Source organism: Rhizobium sp. RHZ01, assembly GCF_014851595.1.
GTDB lineage: Bacteria > Pseudomonadota > Alphaproteobacteria > Rhizobiales > Rhizobiaceae > Rhizobium > Rhizobium altiplani.
On the sequence record NZ_JACUZZ010000046.1, the window covers coordinates 1 to 24,191 of the forward strand.

Sequence of the window (24,191 nt, forward strand, 5' to 3'; positions counted from 1 at the left end):
AAAATGACAGCAAAGGTTCGACCGAAAATAATGCTGAGCAAATCCCGTCTACGAAAGCTGGATCCCGCGGATTTCAAGCGTTGTAGCCGCGTTCCTTCACATTATGGGCTGCTGCGGATAACTGACGGTGCTCAGCGGTGACAGGCGCGCAATCTTCACAGCGGCTTCACAGGCACAGCGTGCCGTCGATTACCTGCATCATCTGCAACCAAGCTTCGCAGACGAGGGGGCGGCGTGAGCCGCCCTTTCACGCCTGATGATGCCGCATGGAAAAAAGGACCCCGCCCAATCCGAGCGGGGTCTTCCCATTTACCTGTTCAGTGCATCCTTCAACGCCTTTGCCGGCTGGAAGCTCAGCTTTCTGGCAGCGGCCACCTTGATGGTTGCACCGGTGGATGGATTGCGGGCCTCGCGCTCAGGAGTTGTCTTCACCTTGAACTTGCCAAAGCCGGGCAGGGACGTTTCGTTGCCGGCGACCGCTGCGCTGGTGATGGAGGCGATCACGGCTTCAACGATTGCCTTGCCTTGAACCTTGGTCAGGCCATGTTCGGCGGCGATCTTGTCAGCGATTTCGTTGGTGGTTGTCATTGTTTCCCCTTTCGTCAATTGAGAATCCCTGCCATCCGCTTCTCGCGCTGTCATCGACGCACCGCAGTAAAAGAGGGTTAAACGACTGATTTCCACAGCTTCTGATTAAAATTCGCCAGCGGTGACTGCTGGTCGGGTCGCGGTTTGGCCAGAATAAGCCGACAATGTCATAAAAGAGGGCGGTCTACCGTCGCTGCCTCAGAACCGACGTCGAGGGAACCATGTGCGCAGCCCAACGTCAGAGTGCCACGTGTGGTTCGTACCACAAAATGGCGGCATTGCAGCTAACGGGTGCGACTTATACTCTTTAACTGCCAGGACTTGACTGGCTGCTGTAGCGCCGGCCTGTCGAAGCTCCGATTTAGAACATGACCTCAGTCAAGGGGAGGCGAAATGCGGTGGCTTGAATGGGTCGCGGTTATAGTTACCGGCATTGCCGCGATTGCGGCCTGTTATCAATCATATTTAACGCGACAACAACTGACGGCTGCAGATCGAAACCGATCATTTCAGACAGTCATCGAAGATACCTTTTCTCTCTGCGCCGCTTTGAAGAGAGTGCCGATGCCATTCGTCAGGCCATCCTTGATAATAAAGGGTTTCGAAGGCATCGACTTCAAGGGATACTTCATCATTGAGGACGATCTACCCAAAAACCTTTTTGAAGGTAACGACGACCGACTCAGTCAGGTCCCAATTGCCTATGAGAAACTTGATACGTCCATGCAGATTGCCGAGTTATGGATTACCGATGCGGAAACTCTCGAATTGGGGCAACTGCGGTCACAAATCGCGCGTAGTCTCGATCCAGGCTATTTTAAAATTGGAATGCACGAAATGGATTCACAGTTTTTGCTAGCCCTTGCCAACGCTCGAGAAGCTTGTGTCCCACTCGGGCGCTCTATCCAGCGGTGGATGAAAACCGGGATTGTCGAACCACCTTCCGGTCACGCCAAGACCATACTCGTACACAAGACGGATGTTGATCTACTGGGCAATCTCAAACCCGAGGCGCTCAAGCTGTTCGAGGGCGATCGAGGGTAGAGAGCTGGAGGTTCTGCAAAGTTCCGAGGGACGGCGGCTCAAAGACCCTCGAAGCGAAAGCCGCATGTCGATCGGACCTCATCCACAGGGCAGGTATGCAATCTTTCTGGCAAGCCAACAACCGACGGTGAGGCCCGATACGCTACCATCGGCGTCACGGTGGACCTGGACCGTCCAGTCGCCGGGTGGAGCGGCGTCCATCGACCGTCTGGTGGTGATGACCCAGACATCCACGGCGAGAGCATACATGCGCTCCACCGGGCCGGTTCCGAACATGCCTTCGAAGCTGGCATAAGCGGCGCCGCCGCGCGCTTCGATATCGAGGTGAGCTTCGAGTTCTTCCGACCAGTAGCGTCCAGCGATGCCTGCGCCGTCGGCCCATTCGACAGGGGTCAGAGGACGGGCCGTCACCTCAAGGTTTTCACTCTCACGACGCATGACGAGCATCTCACCTTGTTTCTTCAGGGCGAGCGCGTGGCCGCGGGCGACACCGTCCGGGGAGACGGTAAGCCGCGCCGCGGAGGGGGCGTAGTGGAGCTTGATGCCAGCGGTGTCTTGAACGGTCCTAAGGATGAGACCCTGGTCATCGTCGAGCCACAACCCGTCCCAGCCTTCGGGGCGAATGGTTTCGATCGAAGCTTCGCGCCCGAGCGCAGCGTCGAGAATTGCGGTGGCAGCTGTAAACGAGCTTGCATCGTGGTTGAACATCACAACCACCGAAATCCGCTCCTCTGCTGCGTGAAGCCGAAACGAGCTGAAACCGCGCAGGCCGCCACCGTGGCCAGTGATCCTGGCGCCGCGCCAGATATCGCGGCGCAGGCCAAAGCCGTAGCTTGCCGACGTTCCGTTTCGGTAGGTCACTGGACCTGATATGCGGTTATAGAGGCTGTCAGGCTCGTCACGCGTCTCGTCGATATGGCATTCCCAGGCCAGCAGGTCGTCGAGCGAGGCAACAATGCCGGCGTCGCCAAACCAGTAGACGCCGTTTTCCGCCGGAAGAAAGCCGACGTCGTCGCTGCCCTCATAGCCGACCACCCCGTCGGGGGGGTAGCGGGTGTCTGGCGCGAGCTCGGCCGTCTTCATGCCGGCGGGTGCGAAAATCCTCTCCCGCAAAAGGTCGCCGAAGGAGCGGCCCGTGCCGTCCTCGATCATCTCGCCGAGGATGCGGAAATTGCCGTTGTTGTAGGAGTAGAGCTCGCCTGCCGGGAAGTGGCCGGTCTTCGAGCGCGCAAGCAGCGGGAGTGCGTGCTCGCGCGTAAACTCCGCCTCCGGCTTGGCACCCTGCAGAACCGTGAGCGCCCAGTAGTCGCGCAAGCCCGACTGGTTGTGGCAGAGTTCCGCAACGCTTGGCAGCCTGTCGCGATAGCGCGGAAGATATGCGCTGACCCTGTGGTCCAGCACTGCGGGATCGCCAAACTGATCGAGCAGCAGCGCGCAGGTGAACTGTTTGGAGAGCGAGCAGATCGGCATGCGCGTCTCGGCCGTCATCTGTACCTTCCGGTACATGTCGGCGAACCCCCAGGCGCGCCGGGCGATCACCTTTCCATCCTTCACCACCCCTGCAACGCCGCCGGGTCCCTTGTAGCGGCCCGGCAGGAGGTTGAGCATCCGCTCTAGCGCGGTGGTGTCGATGCTGGTCATGACGCGTGCCTTCAATTGTCGCGATCTATGGAAGGGGGGATAGAGCGCCCGAAACGGGCGCGTCTTTTCAGGATGGGTCGATGAAGGCTAAACCGCCATCGGCAAGATGTCAGCTCGCCTCGGAAAAACGCAGATGCGTGGAGGGCTCAGCGGCGGCAAGGAAGGAAAGCAGATCCTCACGCGAGAGCGCTGCGCAGCCCGCCGTCGGAGAGTAGTTTGGCCGGGCGATGTGCAGGAAAACCGCACTGCCTGCCCCCGCCACCGGCGGGTCGTCGTTATGCCCCAGGACGACGACGATGTCATAGACGTCGTCCTCCATCCACATCTCCTCGTGGCTCGCGGCGAAGGGTAGCTTGACCTGGCGGTTGTAGTCCGGGTGCACGGGGTCGTCGCACCAGCCGTCGAGGCGGTCGATGGCGCGGCAGGGAAAAGGCGATACCGGCTTTCCGATCCGGTCGGCGCGGTAGAATAGCTGGCGGATCGGCCAGCGCCCGATCGGGCTCGCACCGTCACCTTCGACCTTTTCGTTGGCGGGACGCATGCCGCTGCGGCCAATGGCACAGCGCCAGCGCTTATCTCCATAGGCGGCCTGCCAGCCGTCGCCGTTGCGCGATACGATCAGATCCAAATTCGAACACCTTTCTTGACGTGAAATCACTGGTCCAGTGGAAAATGGCATGCGACCGTGTGGCCGCCGCCCGACAGCACAGGCTCCTCGTTCCGGCAGATCGCCTGCGCAAAGGGACAGCGCGTGTGGAAGCGGCATCCGGACGGCAGGTTCATCGGGCTCGGAATGTCGCCGGTGAGCAGCGGCCGCTCGCGGTTTCGCTGATGCGGATCGGGACGCGGAACCGCCGACATCAGGAACATCGTATAGGGATGGCGCGGCCTGGCGAAAATTTCCTCTGTCGTCCCCACTTCCACCATCCGCCCGAGGAACATCACCCCGACCCGATCGGCAAACTGGCGTACCACGCTCAGATCGTGGGTGATGAAGAGATAGGTTAGCTTCAGTTGCTCCTGGAGATCGCGCAAGAGGTTCAAGACCTGCGCCTGGATCGAGACATCGAGTGCCGAAACGGCCTCGTCGCAGACAACGAATTCGGGATTGTTGGCAAGCGCCCTTGCAATGCCTATGCGCTGCCGCTGCCCGCCGCTGAACTGGTGGGGATAGCGGCGCAGGAGCTGTCGGCGCAGCCCGACCATATCGAGCAGTTCGCCGCAGCGTTCTTCGATTTCGGCTCGGGTACCATATGCGTGTGCGCGCAACGGCTCGGCCAAAATATCCTTGACGCGCTTGCGGGGATTTAGGGAGGCGAATGGATCCTGAAAGATGATCTGCAGCTTCTTGCGCATGGCCCGCATTGCGGCCTCGTCGAGCGCGTGCAAATCCTGACCGCGATAGCGCACGGTCCCTTCCGTACGCTCGATCAGCCGTAGCATCACGCGGCCGAGCGTCGTCTTGCCGCAGCCCGACTCCCCCACAAGCGCGAAGGTTTCCCTTTCGCGGATCTCGAGATCGATGCCGTCCACGGCGCGGATCACCTTATGCTGAGAGCGGAAGAAGCCCGTGCCGACAGGGTAGTGCTTGCTCAGCCCTGCGGTGGAAATCAGAACGTCGCTCACGCCTTTGCTCCCTCTTTGTCATGCAACCAGCAGCGCGCCTTGTGGCCATTGCCGAGATCCGTCAGTTCAGGCTGCTTCAGCTTGCAGATTGGCATCGCATCGCCGCAGCGGGGGTGGAAACGACAGCCCGCTGGAAGTTTCGCAAGATTCGGCACCACACCGGGAATGCTGTTCAGGCGTTCCGCCGTGCGTTTTTCCGTCGCTTTCGGGATCGAAGCGAGCAGGCCGCGCGTATAGGGATGCGAGGGCCGGTCGAAGAGGTCGAAGACATTGGCCTGTTCGACGATCTGGCCGGCATACATCACGTTCACCTCGTCGCACATCTCGGCGATGATGCCGAGATCGTGGGTGATCATGATGATCGCCGTGCCGGCTCGCTCGCGCAGTGCCATCATCAGCCTGAGGATCTGCGCCTGCGTGGTTACGTCGAGCGCCGTCGTCGGTTCGTCGGCGATCAGGAGCTTCGGTTCGCAGATCAGCCCCATGGCGATCATCGCCCTCTGGCGTAGCCCCCCCGAAAGTTGATGCGGATAAACGTCGAGGCGTGCCTTTGGCTCTGGAATGCCCACCGTCTCGAACATCTGCAGCACCTTTTCACGGATGGCGCGCTTGTTGAGGCCGGTGTGGATGGCAAGGGGCTCGCCAACCTGCTGAACCATGGTCTTCACCGGATTGAGCGAGGTCATTGGCTCCTGAAATACCATCGAAACCTCGCGACCGCGCTTGCGCCGCATCTCGTCGCTGTTCAGCCGCGCCAGATCGGTCCCGTCAAGGATGATGCTATCGGCGCTCACCGTTCCCGGCGGCGAAGGCACCAATCCCATCAGCGACAGCGCCGTGATGCTCTTGCCGGAGCCGGATTCCCCGACCAGACCGACGATCCGGCCGCGCCCGACGTCGAACGACACACCGTCAACAACCCGGACGGGGCCGTTCTGCGTCTTGAATTCCGTGCGCAGGTTGCGCACGCTGAGCAATATGTCTCGGTTTGTCATCCTCGCGCCCCTCAGTCCTTCATGTAGGGATCGAGCGCGTCACGCAGTCCGTCGCCGACAAAATTGAACGCCAGCACCGTGATCAGGATCGCAACGCCGGGCATGATCGCAACCAGGGGTGCGGAGAAGAGGTATTCCTTGCCCTTGGCCACCAGGAGACCCCAGCTGGCTTCGGGAGGCTGGACGCCGACCCCGAGGAAGCTGAGGCTCGATTCCCACATGATCGCGTCGGGGATGCTGAGCGAAAAGAGAACAATCAGTGTCGGAACGACGTTGGGGAAGATGTGGCCGACCATGATCGCCACCTTCTTCGTACCGTTCGCGCGCGCCGCCTCGATGAACTCCTTCTCCTTGACGGCGAGTGTCTGTGCGCGCACCACGCGGGCCACTCCGGCCCAGCCAACGAGGCTGAGCGCGATGAAGATGTTAAAGAGGTTCGCCCCAAGCGTGTACATCACCACCATCGCCAGCAGGAGCGACGGGAAGGCGATCATCATATCGGCCAGCCGCATGATTATGAAGTCGACCCGACCGCCGTAGTAGCCGCTGACAACACCAAGGACTGCTCCAATCATCAGGGAGATGAAGCTCGGCACGATACCGACGACCAGAGATATCCGGGCGCCATAAAGAATGCGGGTCAGGAGATCCCGGCCGAAGTTGTCCGTACCGAGCCAATAGGTGGTCGACGGCGGACGGAACTGCTCGTTCAGCGCCACGCGGTAGGGATCATGCGGACTGATGAAGGAAACGAACAGCGCCACGAAGACGAGACACCCGACCATGATCAGACCGGCCATCGCCATTCGGTTCCTGCAAAAGATCCTGATGCCGTCGCGCAGGAAACTGTCGTTACCCGCATCATCCGCAACGTCCGGGCTGGTTTCGGCGATCTCAGTCATTTCGAACCTCCCTTCATTTCGGAGCGAATGCGGGGGTCGAGAACCGAATAGAGGATATCGGCAACGAGATTGCCGAAGATGACGAGGACGGTGGCGAATAGCACCGAGCCCTGCAGAAGCGGCATGTCGCGCGCCTGGATGGCGCTGACCGAAATGCGGCCTACGCCGGGGATGCCGAAGATCGCTTCGGTGATGACTGCGCCCGACAGCAGCCCCGCGACCTGGATCGCCATGATGGTCACGACGGGGATAAGCGCGTTCTTCAGCGCATGCCGGCGGATCACCATCAATTCGCGAAGGCCTTTGGCGCGAGCCGTGCGGATATAATCGTGACGCATTACCTCAAGCAGACTGGAGCGGGTGAGGCGGGCGATGACGCCAGCCGAACTCCATCCGAGCACGATCGCTGGCATGATCACATACTGGTATCCGTAAAAACCGGACACAGGCAGCCATTTCAGCTTCAGAGCGAAGACATATTGCATCAACAGGGCCGACCAGAAGATCGGCATCGAAACCCCAAGAAGCGAGAAGCCCATGAACAGGTGATCGAGCAGCGAATCCCGCCTGACCGCCGACAGCACGCCCACCGGAATGCCGATCACCCAGGACACGAGTGCCGCACAGATCGTCAAGATGAGCGTGCTCGGGAATGCATTGAGGATGAGCGTCGTCACGTCGCGATTGAGCTTGATCGACACGCCGAGATCGCCTTGAAGGGCGGCGAAGAGGAACCTGAAGTATCGCGTGATCAGCGGATCGTCGAGGTGCATCTGGGCGCGCACGCGGTTGATGACGTCGGCGCTGGCATGCTCCTTCATCAGAAGCGCTATGGGATCACCGGGTATCACGTTGAGCATGATGAAGAGCAGCGCCGTGATGCCGATCAGAACTGGGATCGACATCGCGATGCGCTTTATCACGAAGGTCAGCATCGAAAGTGGTCTTTCATCGAATCTCGCCGGAACAAGGATCGCCGGCAAATGGATCCTGCGAAACCGCAGGGAAACAAGAGGATGGCGGGCCCCTTTCGAGGCCCGCCACGCCGGTACGTCCTATTCGACTTCCATCTTGTAGTAGCTCATGTCGCTCCAGCCGTTCCACGGCACCACGAAGTTCTTCACCCGGGGCTGAACGACATAGTTGTGGTCGAGGCTGAATAGCGGCACCCAGGCTGCATCGTCCTGCACGATCCGATCCGTCATCTTCTGGTACAGCGCGCAGCGTTCCTCAGGGTTGGTCATCGAGCGCGCCTTGTCGAGCGCCGCAAAGACCTGCTCGTCGTTGTTGTTGTAACCGCGAACCGACGTGCCGCTCTTGCTGAAGAACGTGTAGAAGAAATTGTCCGGATCATTAAAGTCCGCCGACCAGTTTTGCGTGTAGTTGTCGACGGTCCCCGCCTTGCGGGCCGCAAAATATGCGGATTCGTCCATCGTGTTGATCTCGGCGTTGAAGCCAGCTTCCTTGATCTGGGCCTGGATAATCTGGTTCATGTCGGACCAACGCGAGGACCAATTGCTGGCCTGGGTCAGCTTGATGTCTACGCCATTGGGGTAGCCAGCCTCTGCCAGCAGCGCCTTGGCCTTCTGCGGGTTGTACTCGATCGGCTTGGCCTCGGCATAGCAGGTCAGTCCACGCGGCATGACGCCGTTTTCCAACTTGCCCTTGCCATAGAAATTCTTGTCTAGAATTTCCTGGCGGTTGATGGCCATCTGGAACGCCTTGCGGACGCGCACGTCGTTGAAGGGCTTCAGCGCCTGATTGATGTGGTAGTAATAGATGCCGACGCGTGGACCGGATCGAATCTGGTCCTTCCATTGGTCACTGCCGGCGAAATAGGGCAGCTGCGACGATGCGTAGTCGATATCGAACACATCCAGCTCGCCCGACTCGAAGAGAAGCCGCAGTGTTTCGGCATCGGCGACCACGCGAATGACGATCTGGTCGAGCTTCGGGCGACCCTTGAAATACTTGTCGTTGGCCTCAAGGACCTGACTGTCGTTGAGGGTGTATTCCGTCAGTTTGAACGGCCCGGTTCCGTTGGTCGTTTCCGGCGTAAGGCCGTACTTGTCGCCGAGCGGTTCGGTGAATTTGCGATTGTAGATCGACGCACCGGGGCTCGCCAAAAGGGCGATGAAGGCCGCATAAGGGTCCTTCAGGACGATCTTGACAGTGTATTTGTCCACCGCCTGCAGACCGGGGACCGTGGTGGCGGATCCATCCAGGCGCTCGGTGGCACCATCGACGAAATTGAGAATATCGGTGCTCAGCGCCTTGGTCTTGGGGTCGAGCATGCGGTCGAAGGTGTAGACGACGTCATCCGCAGTCAGCTCCTCGCCGTTGTGAAACAGAACGCCTTTGCGCAGGTGGAAGGTGTAGGTCTTGCCGTCCTGCGAAACTTCCCAGCTCTCGGCAAGCCCGGGAGTGAGTTGCGACTGGCCTGGCCCGCTCGTTTCGGCCTCGACGAGCCGGTCGTAAACGTTGAGCGGCAGTGTGTAGAAATCCTGCGTCATCTGGACGTCGACGGTCTTCGGATCCTCCTGGTAGGCGATCTTCAAGACATGGTCGGCCGCAAGACTGGTCGAAGCCATCGCAAGCGTAATGAGGCCCGTCGCCATCATAAACTTGGCTTTGTTCAGCATTTGTAATTCCCTCTTTTTCTTGTTTCCCCATCCGGGGCAGCGCTTGTCGCTTCCCCGTGCTGTCCGGTTCCCGGTCCAATTATTGTTCAGCGTCTGCCAATTCCCTCCCGGTGCCTTTTGTGCCCCCATGCAAAACAGGTTCGGCCATCACTTCTCCGCCCGGTGCAGGACGCTCCCAGGCTCCCCCATGCTCAAGTTGTAGCATTTCTTGGATGCCCTGCCTGCGCCGGATTGTCTTGAACCGATCGCCGTCCACAAGTACCTCGGCAAGAAGATCGCGTGAGTTATAGGTCGATGACATCGACGCGCCATAGGCGCCGGCGAGATCGAAAGCCAAAAGCTCACCGGCCCGCAGTTCACCGAGCCCATCGTAGCGTCCAAATTTGTCGGAGCTTTCGCAAATCGGCCCGACGAGACTATAGGTGCACGCTGCATCGTTGAGTTGCGGTTCCTGAAGGGGAAGAACCGGATGGTGGGCGTCGTAGAGCGCCGTGCGCATAAGGTCGTTCATTCCCGCGTCGAGGATGCCCATGCATCCGTCCTGCATGTCCTTGAGGTAAAGCAACTCGCTCACCAGCAACCCGGCCCGCCCGACGAGCCAGCGGCCCGGCTCGACGGCAAGTTTGCAGCCGAGATGGCCAACTGTCTCGGCGATGATCGCGGCATAGCGCCCAATGTCTGGGCCTGGTTTATCGCCGGAGGCAATCCCAATGCCGCCGCCAAGGTCGAGGCGCGGCACGGACAATCCCCTGCCGCGCATCTCCGTTACCAGCTCGGCCATTGCCGAAAAGGCGCGCCGGAACGGCTCCATGTCATGTATTTGCGATCCGATGTGAACGGCGACGCCAACCGCTTCCAAATCAGGCATCGCGGCAACCTGGGCGTAGAGGTCGGCCACCTGGCCGATCGCGATTCCAAACTTGCTGTCCTTCGTCGCGGTGGTGATTTTCGCGTGCGTCTTGGCATCGACGTCGGGATTGACGCGCAATGCGACCGGAGCGACCTTGCCGAGTGCACGGGCAACCTCGGCGACCACGCTGATTTCGGCCGCCGACTCGACATTGATCTGGTGAATGCCGACCTCAATTGCGCGGGCGATCTCGGCGCGGGTCTTTCCGACGCCGGAGAAGATGATCCTTGACGCAGGCACGTCCGCTGCCAGTGCACGCTCCAGCTCTCCTCCGGAAACGATGTCCATCCCGCATCCGAGTTCTGCAAGCAGGCGAAGGACGGCGATGTTGCTATTGGCTTTGACGGCGTAGCAGATAGCGACGTCAATGGGGGTGAGTGCTCGCGAAAGTGTCCTGTACGCCGATCGGATGGCGCCGGCGGAGTAGCAGTAAAATGGCGTTGGAATGGCGGCGGCAACCGCGCCCAGCCGCACATCCTCGATATGCAGAGCGCCTGCTCGATAGGCGAGCCAGCGCCGCTCGTCATCCTGCCAGGTTTCTTCTTCGACGTATTTTGTCATCGCCCGTCACGCATGTTTGGGTTCCGGCAGCGATAGTTTCAGACCCTGAATCCGGAGGGAAATAATTGATAGGGCGCTCTTATTCATTTCTGATATATGAGTTCACCTGCGCTCTCGTCAGGAGGGGAAAGGCACCGAAGCGAAAGGCTCAGACCGATGAGGCTCAACCAACGCCAGATTGAGGTCTTTAACAGCATCATGATCAGCAAAAGCGTGACCGCGGCGGCCGCGGCACTGGGAACGTCACAGCCGACCATCAGCCGAGAGCTCAGAGAAATGGAGCAGCGGATCGGCTTCGATCTTTTCGTGCGCTTCGGCAAGCGTTTGACACCCACGAACCAGGCACTTTTGTTACATGAAGTCGTTCGCCGGTCCTTCCTCGGCATGGAAGAAATCAGCCGTGCTGCGTCGGCGATCCGCATGCACAACGCCTCCAACCTGAGGATCGCCACGATCCCGGCATATGCGGATTCCATCATCCCACGCGTGGCGCAAAAACTTCTGAAGCATCGCCCGGCGGTTCATCTCTCCCTGCATTCGTTGGAGGAGGTTTCGCTGCAACATGAAATGGCAACGACGGTCTTCGACATGGGTGTGACCGAAGGCCGGTTCGAATATCCTGGCGTAGCCTCTCAGCGGATCGACGTTGGCGATCAAGTATGCGTCGTGCCGATCGGCCACAGGCTTTCGCAAAAGAGCCTCCTCGAACCCGCAGATTTCGACGGCGTACCATTTGTCTATTTTTCGCAGGACGATCCCTATCGAAGAAAACTTGACGACATGTTCCTGGCTGCAGGCATTTCGCGCAGTTATGCTGTCGAGACGACGACGGCCACCAGCGTATGTTCGATGGTTGCCGCCGGTGTAGGTGTGTCAATCATCAATCCGCTGACTGCTGCAACCCATGTCGACAAGGGGGTGGTATTGCGTAGGCTAAGCGTCAGCGTCCCGTACACGCTTGCCGTATGGCGCCCGGTTCGAAGGACGCGATCGACGGTCATTGAGAGGTTCCTCTCGGTCCTGACCGAGGCTGCCAACGAGATGCGGGCAACTTTGCACTCCGCGCTGGATAGAAAGTAAGGCAGACCACGCCGCGGGCTTGAACGCCCAGCTTCTTGGCTGCACGGCACACCTTAGGTCGCACGCCATGACCTAACGCAGGAAGCGTCTGAAACGGCGCAGCGCCAGCCAGAAAGACACGCTCGCGATGACAAGAAGCGCCAGAAGCTGTGGCGAGACCACGTCGAGCTGTGCTCCTCGAAACAGGACCGCCTGCGCCAGAATGACGAAGTGCGTGTTCGGTGCCAGCAGCATGATGTTCTGGATAATATCAGGCCTGCTCTCGCGCGGCGTCATGGCGCCTGACAGTACCTTAAGCGGCAGCAGCACGAGGATCAGGAGTAAGCCGAACTGCGGCATCGATCCGGCAATGGGTCACGACCACAAAGTTGCCGGCACGGAGCGGCCATCATGTTTCGAATAAAGAGTTCCATTGCCGGCCATCCTGACAGACGACAAGCGAAAGTCTATCGAAAATGCACGCAGATGTTTGCTTATGATTGCTGCACAATCGTCACGTGCCAAAGGGAGCTGAAGCCAGATTGGCATTTCTCAGTTGATGGGGAACGGGGCGTAACCGCGCCTATTTGATGATTGACTCTGGGACGTCACCTCGATGCTCCAGCGAGTACCTGAGCGCCATCAAGCCATCTGCTAGACGCCGTGGCGCGTCTGTGGAAGGAGGCATCGTGCGAATATCTTTCTGCCCCGGCTGGAATCCGATCCGATCGAAGAGGGCGGCAAAGGCTTTCCATTCCAAGGGTGCCATTGGAAACGGCTCGGGAAAATGAACGAAAAGGGTACCATCGATCGACTTCCATTCGATGATTATGACGCGGGGCATCGGGTCCTTACTCGTGTTCCAAGGTGCATGCTGGTCCATCCATTGTTCCAACGATGTAGTTCGAAATTTGGGCACGACCACCGACGCGATGGACGCAAGGAGCGAGAACGCCGGTAGAAATACTCTCTCGGGGCGCCCAGGCGCCTGTTTTAGCTCGCCCGGTTAGCCGGTCACCGCAGGTGTCCCGGGTGCTGGATGAGCAGGACGGTTTGGACAACCGAGCCCCCCTGTCAACAGGAGATTACATTTTCGTCATATATCTCGATATATCTTGATTTGCGATATATCGAGATATATTCAGTAAGCATGAAACACGGACCTTTAGACGCTTCTGATGATCACCATGGACGGCCCCATCGGGGCAGGGGCGGCAAGCGGATGTTCGACTATGGCGAGCTACGCCTGCTAATCCTCGCGATGATCTTTCAGCGTCCCTTCCACGGCTATGAGTTGATGAAGGCAATCGAGCAGCGCCTCGGAGGCAACTATACACCCAGTCCAGGCGTCATTTATCCGACGCTCGCATGGCTCGACGACATGGGTTACGCCTCAATCGAACTCGAGGAGGGGGGGCGCAAACTCTATCATGTCACGGAGCAGGGGAGAGCCTTTATAGATGCCAACAGATCGCTCGTGGAGGAACTGCTGACCCGGGCCGTACCGGGCGAGCGGGGGCACGATGAGGTTCCAGACGCGATCATCCGAGCGATGGAAAACCTGAAGCTCGCCTTGCGGCTGCGGCTTCGAAAGGGGCCGCCGGATGAGGCGACGACAGGTGATATCGCCAACATCCTGGACGAGGCGGCGCGGGCAATCGAACGCCGCTCGTGACACCGGGAGGCCTCAGGCGTTCAAAGGTAAAGACAATGGACCAGAAGATCGAAGCAGTTCTTGAAGCGTATCATGCTCTCATCCGCGAGGAGCAGGCGCGGCCACGGGAAATGCCGCCAGGCGGGCGTGATGGGGGCGAGGACCGCCGTATGAGGGCAGTGGGACCGGAGACAGGAAAGTTTCTCAACATCGTCGCCAGAAGCCAGAAGTCCCCCGCGATATTGGAGATCGGGACCTCCTTCGGCTATTCCGGCATTTGGCTTGCCGAGGCTGCCAGGGCGAGCGGCGGGCGCCTGATCACCATGGAAATTCACGAATACAAGTCACTATACGCTCAGGAACGCGCGGTGGCTGCCGGTCTCTCTGACTACATCGATTTCAAGGTCGGAGATGCCGTGGAGATGATCAGCGCGCTGCCTTTTGGCGTCGACTTCGTGCTGCTCGACCTGTGGAAGGATCTCTACATTCCGTGCCTGGAAGCCTTCTATCCCAAACTCAACCCCGGCGCGATCGTCGTCGCGGACAATATGCTGCGGCCTGGCGACGAGAACGTGAAGATGTACGGGAGGGCCGTGCGCGCGAAGCCGGGGATGACGAGTATATTGCTTCCGGTGGGTGCTGGCCTTGAAGTCAGTCGTTTCGAGCCGGACTAGACGGAGCTCGAAATGCTTCTCGAGAACTTCCCGACGGAAATGCTTTGCCGGCTCGCCGTCTTTTTCCACTGTCGTACGACGACAGATAGCAAAGGAACGAACACATGAATATCTTGCAAGGCGACCGGCTGACCGAAGTCGCAAACAGCCCGCGCATAGAGCGCGTGCGCCACGAGCTGAAACGGCGGCAGCTGAACGTCCTATCCACCGAGCGGCTGACTCCGCATATGATCCGCATCACCCTCGGAGGCGAGGAGCTTGAGGACTTCACCTCGCTGTCGGCGGGTGATCACATCAAGATCTTCGTGCCCGACGGTGCCGGCGGAACGACAATGCGGGATTATACGCCCCGGCGATATGATGTGACGACACGCACGCTCGTAATCGACTTTGCCGTTCACGATGCCGGTCCGGCGACGCAATGGGCACTCAATGCTCGCCCGGGCGACATGATACAGATCGGCGGCCCCCGCGGCTCCCAGATCATATCAGGACCAATCCGCTCCTGGTTGCTGATCGGAGACGAAACTGCCCTTCCTTCGATCGGCCGCCGTATCGAGGAGCTGCCATTGGGTACGTTGGTGACCAGCGTCGTGGCCGTGCCGAGCTCTGAGGACGAGCAGGTCTTCGAGACGAAAGCGAATCTTACTGCCCATTGGATTTATCGAGAGAATGCGGCTGATCCTGCCCGTCTGATCGACCGCCTAAGCGACATAGCCGTCGAACCTGGAACTTTTGTCTGGATCGCCGCGGAAGGCTCGGTTACGCGGCGCATTCGCAGTTATCTCACCGATGAACGCAAGCATCCAGCCAACTGGTTGCGCGCATCCGGTTACTGGGTGCAGGGCAAGGCCGACACGACGGAAAAGTTCGAGGATTGAGGCTCGGCCGCCGGTGCATGTAAGCCGGTTCTCTCGCCGTAGACAGAGCCCGGTAGAATGTGCCGCGGGAGGTGGTCTGGCGCGCACCAGTTCCATGGTGCAAGCCAAAGTCATATCATCAACCTTGCATCGTACTGTGTAACGATGTTTCCCACCGTCCACCACGGCCCGGCGACCCTTCAAACGGGCGCCAGGCTAAAACGCAACCACGATGTGCTTCTTTTCCCTTACCAACGTACATTGGCGCGCCATCGTCGATACTGTTCAGGGAAAATTGGTTTTTTGTTATGTGGAACGGCGTCGCATATTGAGCCGCAACCAGCGCAGCCATGAGTGAATTGCATCCGTTTGCAGCGGGAACGTGACTATAGCCAATGCCTAGTCGTCTATTCGAAAGCCGACCTTCATGACCACCTGATAGAATTCCACCGAGCCGTTCTTAATGTGGCCCCGGATCTGATCAACCTCAAACCAATCGAGGTTTCGCATTGTCTTTGACGCTCGTGATATAGCGGTCTCAATTGCCTCCGTCACCGAGACTTTCGAGCTTCCGACAAGCTCCACCTTTTTATAGACGTGATCGCTCATTTCCATCCTCCAACCATTGACGTCGCGTTTAGGCACCCGATCGCCCAACTCATCCGAAGGAAAGTTTGCGTCCGTAGAGTCTCAAGTCCGACTGGCATTCGAGATTTCGTCCATGCCCAAATGCTCGTCTCGACTTTGCCCCAGCGCCGCACCAATCGATTGCCATGAAGGGACTATGAGCGAGCGAGGAGAGGTTTGAAACAAGATTCTGGCGCGCGGGGGCGGGCCTTCAGCCTTCGGCGAGTCGCTGACGGAAAAGTAGCGACGTTTTTTTGCAATTCGCTCTTGGAAGTATTCAATTGTAAATAAAGGAATTGTGTGGCTCTTCTTCTGTCGAGCGAACTGGTTTGCTTAGGTAGTGGAATTGGGGGCTGTTCCGCGACCGGTACCCGAATGTCATTATCAACAAGTTTTAAAGAAAACTGCGCATATGATTGCGGGGACTTTGCACAGTCAAACATTTCGCCCATCAAGGAGTTTCACATGACTGACGAAATCAAAGCCACCGTCACTAACGACACGGCAGCCGGGAATGAACCTAAAGTAAAGAAGTCACGCGCACCGCGAAAGTCGAAGACCGTCGCTGAAGCGGCTGTAGCCACGTCGGTGAGTACGCCCGCGAAGAAGACACGTGGCGGCCGCCGGAAGAACACGGAAAAGGGTGAGGCCATTGCTTCGGCGACGCCCGTTTCGGGAAATAAAATCGCCCCGACCAAATCAAAGCAAACCGTGCAACCTCAGAAGCGTGGGCGGCGGAAAGCCGAGGCGCCTGCGCCAGCGTCGGACGACTTTGCGGATCTTCTGAAGCTCGAGGAAGAGAACCAGAAGCTCCGAAGGGCATTGTCCGAGAAGCTTCGCACAGAGAACGCTGACCTTCGGAAGAAGCTTGGCATGGCTTGAGTGAACAGGATCACGGGTTTTCCACAACGATGAGACTGATGACCGGGCAAGCATTGCAAGCCCGGTCTCCGGCCCGGTACTATGTTCTTGCAACACCGAGTCGGAGGAGGCGGATCGATGAGATCAGCGTGGAAACTGATTACTGGGTTGGTATCCCGTGGTAACTCAGAAGGACGTGGTGAGCTCGAGGACGAGACTTCGAAGATACCGCATCCGGGCGCAAAAGACGTCGAAGCCATAACGCTTCCTGACACCGAGGAATCTGAACTCCAGGATTCTCCCCAACTCATTGAAGAGGCTTCCATTGAGCCGTCGGCCGCTCCTTTCGATGGCAGCGTCCAACGACCGGAGCCGCAAGAGAGGATTGTGGCGCCTTCTCGCCTTGCTCTGGCCAACGACGCCGAGCCCGTGCTGGCAACGACAATAAGGCTTGTGACGAAGGACAGGTTGAGCCTGCGAGCGGAACTCTCACATTCAACTGCAGTGCCGAATGCACCTGAAGCCAATGCCAGAAATGCTATCAGCGCGAATGCTAACGGCAGCGGAAAGTCGACCGAACCGGCCACATTGTTGACGAGCGATGCCAGCGCAGCCACCGCGCCAATCGCAATGGGCCAGAAAGCCGGGGTCGAGCGTATTCGTAAGGTAAGGTCGGCGCAAAGCGCTTCCGGCGTTGAACGGCCGAAGGTGAAACGGCGCTCTTTGCCGATTGCCGAGATCGAAACAGTGCAGGTATCGCCTGAAGCAGCATTCGCTTCCGAAAGCGTAGTGCTAAACAGCGAAATCAATCAGCTGAGACAGGAATTGGCTCAAAAGTTGCGTTTGCAAAACGATCAGCTAAGGCGAATGCTTTCTCGATATGATGCGGGTTGAGCAAGAGCGACTTCAGAACCGGGGACGTCCCGGCCGACGATGCTTTCAGTACCTTTACGGCGTTTTTTAATCTTCGGGCACTTGCGTGCGGTTCTGCGGCCGCGGACAACTAGTCGCTGCAAGATGCATCGTCTGCGGGATAGCCCAATCAGGACGAAATCACGCTGTTTCAGCCAATGCGGGACACGTCCGTCTGCCCCGCACATGCCTTGACAGATTGACCCGTTATGGTTTTGCAACTCGGTCCAGACAGAACCAGACCTGACCTACAAACGCGGAAAATCATGGAAGTACGTCAGTCGCATCTCAAGATCCTAATTTAGCCAAGATCACACGTCGATAGTGTTACGGAGTGGCAACTGGCAGCGGAGAGGGCGCATGTCGAGTTTCGCGAGTGTCGTTCTGTTGATTGCGTCGTCTTTGATCGCTTCTCAGACCTCTGCGGAGGAAGTTGGCATCGAGACGGGGTTGGAGAGAAGCACTCCATCTCCTGACCAAGCGTACAATGAACACAAGGATCAAAAGCAAGCTGCGGAAGAACGCGACGGCGAGGTTGCCGAGATGGCCCGCCAGGCGTTATCAAAGGCCCGCTTACTTACCGTTCCTCAGCTGACATCAAAGTGAGCCTGCCTCAAGGGGAACCCTCAAAGATGTCGCTTATCGGGCTTGTCCCGCGATTTGGGAGAAACGGTAGCTTTTTCCCAAACGCATCCTGGGCCGCCTCCCGAAAGAAATTCGCCGACTTTTCGTTGCATATGCGACGTAACAGATCGGAAGAAACGCATCTCGATTTTCAGTACTTGAGTTGGTGGCAGCCCGCCATCGAGTATTCGGCCTTGAACTGATGACCAACAAAGGCTGAGCCGGGTTTACGAGCGCCGCTGAGCGGAAGGGGTGCTGACACGAGGTGGGCTCCTCAACATTCGCGCTTCTCGTATTTTTCCCGTAATGGTTTTCCAGTGCGTAGTCCGCTATCTTGCGTTCCATGGAACGCAAATTGGCCGTCATCCTTGCTGCCGATGTTGTTGGGTTCAGTCGCCTCATGGAGGTGGACGAGGAGCGTACCCACGCGGCCCTTAATGCGTGCAATACTGCGATTGCGGGCTTGGTCTCAAAGCACTCTGGTCGAATATTCGCTGTAGCCGGTGACAGCTTTCTCGCGGAGTTTGCGAGCCCGGTGGAAGCGATGCGAGCGGCGATTGAATTTCAAGAAGATGTTTCTGGGCGCTCATTCGACCTACCAGAGGGTCTGCAGATGAGGTTTCGCATCGGGATCAATCTTGGGGACGTGATTGTCGACGGAGGAAATCTCTTCGGTGATGGTGTGAATGTCGCAGTCCGCCTTGAGGCACTCGCGGAGCCGGGGGGAATCTGCCTTTCTAGCGCTGTCTATGAGCAGGTGGAACAGAAGCTGCCTCTTGGCTACGAGGACATCGGACCTCAGGCGCTAAAGAACATCGTGCGGCCGGTGAAAGCCTATCGGGTGTCTCTTCGCCGGGGGGCGGAGACGGTCCTTTCGATCACCGCAACGAGCACTTTCTCATCCAACTGGCTGGTTCCGCGATTGGGCCGCTTCCGAAATGCCAACCCCGATCTCGATATTGAACTGAAAGCGATGAGCCGAGTGGTCGATTTCAGTCGAGAGCCGTTCGATGTGGGAATCCGGGAGGGGCATGGCAAATGGCCTGGCCTTAAGGCTCACCCCTTAATGGATCGGGTGTTCGCGCCGTTTTGTAGTCCGGCTTTCCTGGAGGCGGCGGGTGAAATTAGGGTCCCTTCTGACGTTCTGAAACACCCATTGCTCGACTGGAGGGATGATTGGTGGCTGGACTGGTTTAATGCAGCGGGCGTCGACAGCCCAAAACCGTCGTTTTCTCAGAACTTCCAATTTGATACGCAACTTGCGATTAGCCAGGCCGTAATTTCCGGGCAGGGGATAGCCCTTCTTACGCCTATGTTCTTTCAGACCGAAATTCAGTCAGGTCGCTTGGTGCAATTGTTTGATTTGACCGGCCGCCATGGGAAGTTCTGGCTCGTCTATTCGGAAGCACGGCAGAATTCTCGCAAAATAGTCGCGTTTCGGGACTGGCTCCTCGAAGAAATCAAGCGGGCGCTCTAGACAATCGACGTTTCCCAAGAGATGGATGCTCGCGTCTTTCATATTCGATTTTCGCCCAAAGCATAGGCAGAGCTCCGTGGCGTCGCCATGCGCGAGCCGCGCTTTCCGTTACCCGGACGAAACAAAAGCGCCCGCCTGGTAGGACGAGCGCTTCAAACTGCACATTGTCTTCGCGGGCTTAGCGAGCGCCAGCTCTTGCGATCCGCTCGATTTCGCCGCGATTGATGCCAAGGTCATGGAGTGACCGATTGCTCATACGGCCCAGCTCGGAGACCGTCTGACGATACTTGCGCCAATTGTTAAAAGTGCGTGCGATGTTCATGATAAATCCCCTTTCCTGGGTTTTCGAAGTCAGCTGCCAGTCCGTGGCGCTTTGATTACTTCGATGTCGCTTATATATGATTGGTCGGACCAATTTTGCAGCGCGAAGACTGGACCTCAGCTATGCGTAGATTGCATGTCGTGCGCAGTGGTGAATGCGGCAAGTCGATGCTCAATGCGATCCGTACGGTTCGCATTGATGCCTGGAACTCGACTGCAGCCAGAAACGGAGCGGGCGATGATCTGCGAAGTCCATATGGCCACACTTTGCAGCTGCTATAGCAAATGACTACGGTCTCCGTGATCTCGCGCGGAAAAGCCTGGTGCAATCAGCGCAGTAGCCGCATCTCAATGAGCCGCGAAAACGGGTGGGGTCGTTTCGTCCGGTACCACAATTCCAGCGTAGTGGATCGGATTGTCTTTGCGATCCCGAAAGCATCGGCCGAAGGCGGAAACCGAAACATAGGATCCATCTGCCTTTTGTGATCGATAGTGTTGTACCGTTGGGTGTTGAGCGACAATGGCGTCGCTGATCTGTTTAGCCAATAGAGCCACGTCGTCTGGGTGCACACGATCAAGATAGGTTTGCACCGGCAATCCCTGTGCAGTTTCCTCGGGATCGAGACCGAACAACTCGGCGAGGGCACCGTCCGCATACACGAGGTCGGCGTTCATATCCCACGTAAACAGGCCGGGGTCAGGCATTCGTTCACCCGAGATATTCGTGACGAATAAGTGTTTTGCGTCGGGCACGTTGGTCCTCTCGTTTGCCGTTTTGTCTAGAATGTCCAAAGCTCGACGTGTCCACAAGTTGGCCTTTGAGAGAAGAGTACGGCATCCAGAAGTTATTTTGACTTGGCAGCCGGACTGGCCTCCCGCGCAAAGATCTCCCCTACCGCTTCCAGGACCCTCCGAATACTGTCGTCTGATGTCGAGTAGTAGATTGTCTGCGCCTCGCGCCGCGTGGTGACTACCCTTGCGGCACGAAATCTTGCGAGATGCTGGGAGAGGGCCGACTGCGAGAGGCCTACCTTGTCTGCGAGTTCATTCACACTGAGTTCGGCGCCGAGAAGATGGGAAGCAATAAGCAGCCGCTTTTCATTTGCGAGGAGAGTGAGCAGCTTCGCGTGCTCGACAAAAACCATTTCATCATGCATTTCAATTCACCATTTAACCACTGCGGCTGACTTATACGTAAGATGGCGTCCAGGCTAGAGATCGCTACATTACTTTTTTGAGATGTATTCGAGCGCAGCTTTGAGACGCGTTCAGTGAACAGCCCGGATTACTGGAATTCCCGCTTCGTCCGCAGCCCGAATGAGTGCTTCGCGTGCTTCCTGCGCCGACAGCTTTCCATGGATTGCGTCAAGGCAGACCTTCACCGCCTCCATGTACTCTTCTCCGTCGTCGGATGGCCATTCGCCTATAAGGGCTTCCGCAACCTCTCTCAGGGACCCGACGAGCCTGTATTTTTCCCGACCACCCATCACCAGCATCAGGGGAGCGAAATGATCGCTTCTGTGCCACTTCATTGCAAAACGCCTCCGCACGGTAAACACATCATTAACCGAGCAAGAAGTGTTCCAGCTTCACGACCCTTGCTGGAGACTCGACCAGCAGAGGCAGCAACGAAAGACCGTGCTTTGAGGGGGTGCGGAGGCTAACATTCATGACCTCGGTGCAAATGCTACGCGCAAGTTGATGACGCCCGGGCCGCATTGTCACGGCCGCCAATGAACTGGGTCTTCGTATTTTACCGGATGGCATCGCCGGGTTACGACGAGCAAGTTGAAAAAAAGAGGCCCCAATAGGGTGGGGCCTAGATTGATGAGCAGTGCCCGAGAGTGGGCAGCGCTGCGGACAATACGCCTCACGATCGAGGCTCTCAAGCAAAACAACTCTCGTTTACATTTCGTGACGATGAAGCATGACCACACCTTCGCGCTCCGGGCCACTGCTAACCCAAGAAAAGCCAATGCGTTCGGGTCTGCGCAAACCTCGTGATCCAGCTCAGGCGTCGTCCAGACGCTGCGGCGCCGTGTATGGTGAGGCAGCGCACAAGCCAATGAACGTGTGCTGGCGGCGACGCGTTGGAAAGACGTTCTCTCGCCACGCGCGAATAGCTTCGTCCTCAAAATGAAAGGGGTGGCCGGCAGGGAACCCGGGCCACCCCTGGCATCCGACCGGAGGTCCACCCGATCAGAGACTTCCAAGTGCCGCGCCGCGCTGCCTTTCCCCCCGACTTTAACCACGGAGAGAGGTGGAAGCGCGGCGCCGTTTTTAATTAGAATGCCCGCTGGAGGCGGAAGAAGCCCGTCGTGACGTCGTCGATGTTGTCGCCGTCGAGGTAGTTGACGGCTGCCTTGGCGTAGAGGTTGTCGGCGATCTGATAGTCAACCGTCACACCGACCTTCCAAGCGTCGTTGTCCGAGAAGGCGGCGTCGGTAGCGGCGTTAACGACGCGGTACCCGCCGTAGTATTGAACGCCTGGAGTGATCTTCAGCTTGTCGGTCGCCTTGATTGCGTATTCCGCAGCAATTGCCCACTCGGAAGTGGAGTAATAAGCACCCGGATCGGACGCCCAGACAGCTGCGAGGCCAAGGGTGCCCGGACCAATCGCAACGGTACCCATCGCACGGACTGCGCCGGCTTCGTTGTCGGTGTCGTAACCAGCTGTGACTTGGTAGCTGAATACCCCAGCCTTGCCGCCGATGCCGACTGCTAAGCCGACGTTGTTCGGCTGTTCGCCGTTGTAGAACGGGCTATCTTCCAGCTCGTCAACGCTGATGCCGGCGTAGACGTTTTCGGCTTCGTACTGATAACGGATGGAGTTGTGCAGCGTGACCTTGCTGCCGATGTCGTCGGTATCGCCCGAGAGGCCATCGTCCCACCAGCTGTAGAACAGACCGGCGCGGAAGCCAGCGATGTCGATGTAGGCGGAGTCGAGCACGGACACCTGCGACTTGGCGTTGTCGGCATTCGTCTGCAGGACGATAACACCAGTGAGCGGGCCGTATTCGGTGTCGCTCTTGGCGGTGAACTGGACCTGACCACGGGTGTAAGCGTCCCAGTCAGAGTCGTTGGCGACTGTGGTGCCATTGCCGGTGGTTGCGCTGGCATTCGGGCCGGCGCTAACCTGGAAGCGGATGTAACCGCTGATCTTCAGGCAGGTTTCGGTGCCCGGGATGTAGAAGTAGCCGCTGCCGTAAGCGTCGCAAACGCGAACGTATTCAACCGCCTCCGGCTCGGCAGCGACGATGGCGTCAGCGGCCTGGGCGTTTGAGATGGCAGCCAAGGCCGCGGTCGTGCTCACAAGGATCATCTTAATGTTCATAAATAGTCCAATCTTTTGTCGATTGGGCACAGGTCATCATTGCCGAGAAACGGCTCTACCTACCCAGTTTTGGTGAAGGACTCTGCGAAGCAATGTGCGTTAGCGCAGAAGCGTGTTGCTCATTCTACCTGAATGAAAAAACTACCAATGACATTGTCTATTTGAAATATGCACGGATCCCCCTTGGTATCTATGATTGAGCATTGCCCCACGGCATCGCTTATGCCCGTGCTACCTATCGCGGTGTTGTTCTCGTCCGCAAACTTGAATTGCAAAGGATTTATAAGTTCCCGTTATAGATGGCTTGATCGTTACCATGATCTGACCTGAATCTCACCTGACGCCGCAAATTCCCTCGAGAGAGGGGATCACTGGGCGAGGTGCGTGAAATCGCTGTCACGGGCTACGGCAATGCCGAGGAGAGTTTGTCAGCAGCGGTTTTCGATCATCAGGCCCGACCGGTTTCCACTTGAGGGAGCTACCGTTCCTATGGACCAGGCTCCATCCAAGGACCTCGGCGAGCGTCCACAACACAGATCCGGGATGTTACGACCGGAGGTCTGTGAGCGACGGGGGGCCATTCAGAAAATTACCTCGTAAGTTCAATCAGTTGTTCGAATTGTTTCGAGATTCCAATAGTCCTGCTTGACGGCGATCTGGTTGGGCATCTATAAGCCCCCTCACTGAACGAGGGCGGCGGCGCTGCTGGCGACGAAGTCCTTCGCTCTCAAGTTTCTTTTAAGATTGGCTTAGTTGCTGATTGGTTCCTTGGACTTTTTGGTTTGAGGCGAGGAAATTCGACCGGGGTATCTGGTCTGTTATTTGACAATTGAAGATGAGAAGAAAGAGAAACGTGGGCGGCGGAGCTTGCGGGACCGG

At 57.9% G+C, this 24,191-nt stretch carries 26 protein-coding genes and 2 pseudogenes; 11 read left to right on the top strand and 17 right to left on the bottom strand.

The window, feature by feature from the left end:
- Nucleotides 1–115: 115 nt before the first annotated feature.
- Nucleotides 116–238, top strand: a pseudogene (locus IB248_RS32055) (antirestriction protein); the annotation flags it as partial.
- A 71-nt stretch (nucleotides 239–309) separates the two neighbouring features.
- Here the strand turns inward: IB248_RS32055 and IB248_RS29265 are convergent.
- Nucleotides 310–588 carry an HU family DNA-binding protein gene (locus IB248_RS29265; protein WP_113113657.1) on the bottom strand — a complete coding sequence of 93 codons (279 nt, stop codon included), beginning with the start codon at nucleotides 586–588 and terminating at the stop codon, nucleotides 310–312.
- Between the two features lie 393 nt (nucleotides 589–981).
- On the opposite strand from IB248_RS29265, the gene IB248_RS29270 reads away from it, so the two are divergent.
- The gene (locus IB248_RS29270) at nucleotides 982–1,632 is read left to right on the top strand and encodes a hypothetical protein (protein WP_192242074.1); all 651 of its coding nucleotides are present in this window, start codon (nucleotides 982–984) and stop codon (nucleotides 1,630–1,632) included.
- 78 nt (nucleotides 1,633–1,710) lie between these two features.
- Here IB248_RS29270 and IB248_RS29275 read toward each other — a convergent pair whose 3' ends face one another.
- From IB248_RS29275 to lysA, 8 genes are all read right to left on the bottom strand, one after another.
- Nucleotides 1,711–3,273, bottom strand: a complete 1,563-nt coding sequence (locus IB248_RS29275; protein ID WP_192242075.1) for a D-aminopeptidase — start codon at nucleotides 3,271–3,273, stop codon at nucleotides 1,711–1,713.
- Nucleotides 3,274–3,382: 109 nt separating this feature from the next.
- Entirely contained in the window at nucleotides 3,383–3,901 is a 519-nt protein-coding gene (locus tag IB248_RS29280; protein WP_192242076.1) for a L,D-transpeptidase family protein, read from the bottom strand.
- A gap of 26 nt (nucleotides 3,902–3,927) precedes the next feature.
- The gene (locus IB248_RS29285) at nucleotides 3,928–4,899 is read right to left on the bottom strand and encodes an oligopeptide/dipeptide ABC transporter ATP-binding protein (RefSeq protein ID WP_192242077.1); all 972 of its coding nucleotides are present in this window, start codon (nucleotides 4,897–4,899) and stop codon (nucleotides 3,928–3,930) included.
- On the bottom strand, nucleotides 4,896–5,894 hold the full coding sequence (locus tag IB248_RS29290) for an ABC transporter ATP-binding protein (protein ID WP_192242078.1): 999 nt from the start codon (nucleotides 5,892–5,894) through the stop codon (nucleotides 4,896–4,898). The genes IB248_RS29285 and IB248_RS29290 overlap by 4 nt, the downstream gene beginning before the upstream one ends.
- An 11-nt stretch (nucleotides 5,895–5,905) precedes the next feature.
- A complete protein-coding gene (locus IB248_RS29295) occupies nucleotides 5,906–6,796 on the bottom strand; it encodes an ABC transporter permease (protein WP_192242079.1) in 891 nt (296 codons plus the stop codon).
- On the bottom strand, nucleotides 6,793–7,731 hold the full coding sequence (locus tag IB248_RS29300) for an ABC transporter permease (protein ID WP_018860236.1): 939 nt from the start codon (nucleotides 7,729–7,731) through the stop codon (nucleotides 6,793–6,795). The genes IB248_RS29295 and IB248_RS29300 overlap by 4 nt, the downstream gene beginning before the upstream one ends.
- Before the next feature lie 120 nt (nucleotides 7,732–7,851).
- Entirely contained in the window at nucleotides 7,852–9,438 is a 1,587-nt protein-coding gene (locus tag IB248_RS29305) for an ABC transporter substrate-binding protein (protein ID WP_192242080.1), read from the bottom strand.
- 79 nt (nucleotides 9,439–9,517) lie between these two features.
- Nucleotides 9,518–10,909 (bottom strand): diaminopimelate decarboxylase, encoded by a 1,392-nt coding sequence (lysA, locus tag IB248_RS29310; protein ID WP_192242081.1) that lies wholly within the window; start codon nucleotides 10,907–10,909, stop codon nucleotides 9,518–9,520.
- Nucleotides 10,910–11,065: 156 nt separating this feature from the next.
- Between lysA and IB248_RS29315 the strand changes: the two genes are divergently transcribed.
- Entirely contained in the window at nucleotides 11,066–11,989 is a 924-nt protein-coding gene (locus tag IB248_RS29315) for a LysR family transcriptional regulator (RefSeq protein WP_192242082.1), read from the top strand.
- Nucleotides 11,990–12,061: 72 nt separating this feature from the next.
- On the opposite strand, the pseudogene IB248_RS29320 reads toward IB248_RS29315, so the two are convergent.
- Nucleotides 12,062–12,340, bottom strand: a pseudogene (locus tag IB248_RS29320) (hypothetical protein); the annotation flags it as partial.
- Between the two features lie 211 nt (nucleotides 12,341–12,551).
- Nucleotides 12,552–12,851: a hypothetical protein gene (locus tag IB248_RS29325; protein WP_192242083.1), complete on the bottom strand. Its 300-nt coding sequence runs from the start codon at nucleotides 12,849–12,851 to the stop codon at nucleotides 12,552–12,554.
- A 339-nt stretch (nucleotides 12,852–13,190) separates the two neighbouring features.
- Here IB248_RS29325 and IB248_RS29330 point away from each other — a divergent pair, with 339 nt between their 5' ends.
- From IB248_RS29330 to IB248_RS29340, 3 genes are all read left to right on the top strand, one after another.
- The gene (locus IB248_RS29330) at nucleotides 13,191–13,643 is read left to right on the top strand and encodes a PadR family transcriptional regulator (RefSeq protein WP_192242084.1); all 453 of its coding nucleotides are present in this window, start codon (nucleotides 13,191–13,193) and stop codon (nucleotides 13,641–13,643) included.
- A 35-nt stretch (nucleotides 13,644–13,678) separates the two neighbouring features.
- Entirely contained in the window at nucleotides 13,679–14,296 is a 618-nt protein-coding gene (locus IB248_RS29335; protein ID WP_192242085.1) for a class I SAM-dependent methyltransferase, read from the top strand.
- 104 nt (nucleotides 14,297–14,400) lie between these two features.
- Nucleotides 14,401–15,177, top strand: a complete 777-nt coding sequence (locus tag IB248_RS29340) for a siderophore-interacting protein (RefSeq protein WP_192242086.1) — start codon at nucleotides 14,401–14,403, stop codon at nucleotides 15,175–15,177.
- Nucleotides 15,178–15,555: 378 nt separating this feature from the next.
- Here the strand turns inward: IB248_RS29340 and IB248_RS29345 are convergent, their stop codons facing one another.
- Nucleotides 15,556–15,765 carry a dodecin gene (locus tag IB248_RS29345; protein WP_192242087.1) on the bottom strand — a complete coding sequence of 70 codons (210 nt, stop codon included), beginning with the start codon at nucleotides 15,763–15,765 and terminating at the stop codon, nucleotides 15,556–15,558.
- Nucleotides 15,766–16,158: 393 nt separating this feature from the next.
- Here IB248_RS29345 and IB248_RS29350 point away from each other — a divergent pair, with 393 nt between their 5' ends.
- The 4 genes from IB248_RS29350 to IB248_RS29365 all read left to right on the top strand — a co-directional run bounded on the left by IB248_RS29350 (nucleotide 16,159) and on the right by IB248_RS29365 (nucleotide 19,657).
- On the top strand, nucleotides 16,159–16,665 hold the full coding sequence (locus tag IB248_RS29350; RefSeq protein WP_246779318.1) for a hypothetical protein: 507 nt from the start codon (nucleotides 16,159–16,161) through the stop codon (nucleotides 16,663–16,665).
- Between the two features lie 117 nt (nucleotides 16,666–16,782).
- The gene (locus tag IB248_RS29355; RefSeq protein WP_192242088.1) at nucleotides 16,783–17,538 is read left to right on the top strand and encodes a hypothetical protein; all 756 of its coding nucleotides are present in this window, start codon (nucleotides 16,783–16,785) and stop codon (nucleotides 17,536–17,538) included.
- Nucleotides 17,539–17,916: 378 nt separating this feature from the next.
- Nucleotides 17,917–18,162, top strand: coding sequence for a hypothetical protein (locus IB248_RS29360; RefSeq protein WP_112645890.1), 246 nt, complete (start codon nucleotides 17,917–17,919; stop codon nucleotides 18,160–18,162).
- A gap of 373 nt (nucleotides 18,163–18,535) precedes the next feature.
- On the top strand, nucleotides 18,536–19,657 hold the full coding sequence (locus IB248_RS29365) for a LysR substrate-binding domain-containing protein (protein ID WP_192242089.1): 1,122 nt from the start codon (nucleotides 18,536–18,538) through the stop codon (nucleotides 19,655–19,657).
- Between the two features lie 178 nt (nucleotides 19,658–19,835).
- Here the strand turns inward: IB248_RS29365 and IB248_RS29370 are convergent, their stop codons facing one another.
- Nucleotides 19,836–19,979 (bottom strand): DUF1127 domain-containing protein, encoded by a 144-nt coding sequence (locus IB248_RS29370; RefSeq protein WP_018860441.1) that lies wholly within the window; start codon nucleotides 19,977–19,979, stop codon nucleotides 19,836–19,838.
- Between the two features lie 122 nt (nucleotides 19,980–20,101).
- On the opposite strand from IB248_RS29370, the gene IB248_RS29375 reads away from it, so the two are divergent.
- Nucleotides 20,102–20,260, top strand: coding sequence for a hypothetical protein (locus tag IB248_RS29375; RefSeq protein ID WP_192242090.1), 159 nt, complete (start codon nucleotides 20,102–20,104; stop codon nucleotides 20,258–20,260).
- Nucleotides 20,261–20,326: 66 nt separating this feature from the next.
- On the opposite strand, the gene IB248_RS29380 is transcribed toward IB248_RS29375, so the two are convergent.
- The 4 genes from IB248_RS29380 to IB248_RS29395 form a co-directional block, all read right to left on the bottom strand.
- Nucleotides 20,327–20,770, bottom strand: a complete 444-nt coding sequence (locus IB248_RS29380; protein ID WP_246779319.1) for a PAS domain-containing protein — start codon at nucleotides 20,768–20,770, stop codon at nucleotides 20,327–20,329.
- Nucleotides 20,771–20,823: 53 nt separating this feature from the next.
- Nucleotides 20,824–21,135 (bottom strand): metalloregulator ArsR/SmtB family transcription factor, encoded by a 312-nt coding sequence (locus IB248_RS29385; protein WP_192242091.1) that lies wholly within the window; start codon nucleotides 21,133–21,135, stop codon nucleotides 20,824–20,826.
- Nucleotides 21,136–21,246: 111 nt separating this feature from the next.
- Entirely contained in the window at nucleotides 21,247–21,510 is a 264-nt protein-coding gene (locus tag IB248_RS29390) for a DUF982 domain-containing protein (RefSeq protein WP_192242092.1), read from the bottom strand.
- Nucleotides 21,511–22,262: 752 nt separating this feature from the next.
- A complete protein-coding gene (locus IB248_RS29395) occupies nucleotides 22,263–23,312 on the bottom strand; it encodes a porin (RefSeq protein WP_192242093.1) in 1,050 nt (349 codons plus the stop codon).
- Nucleotides 23,313–24,191: the final 879 nt, after the last annotated feature.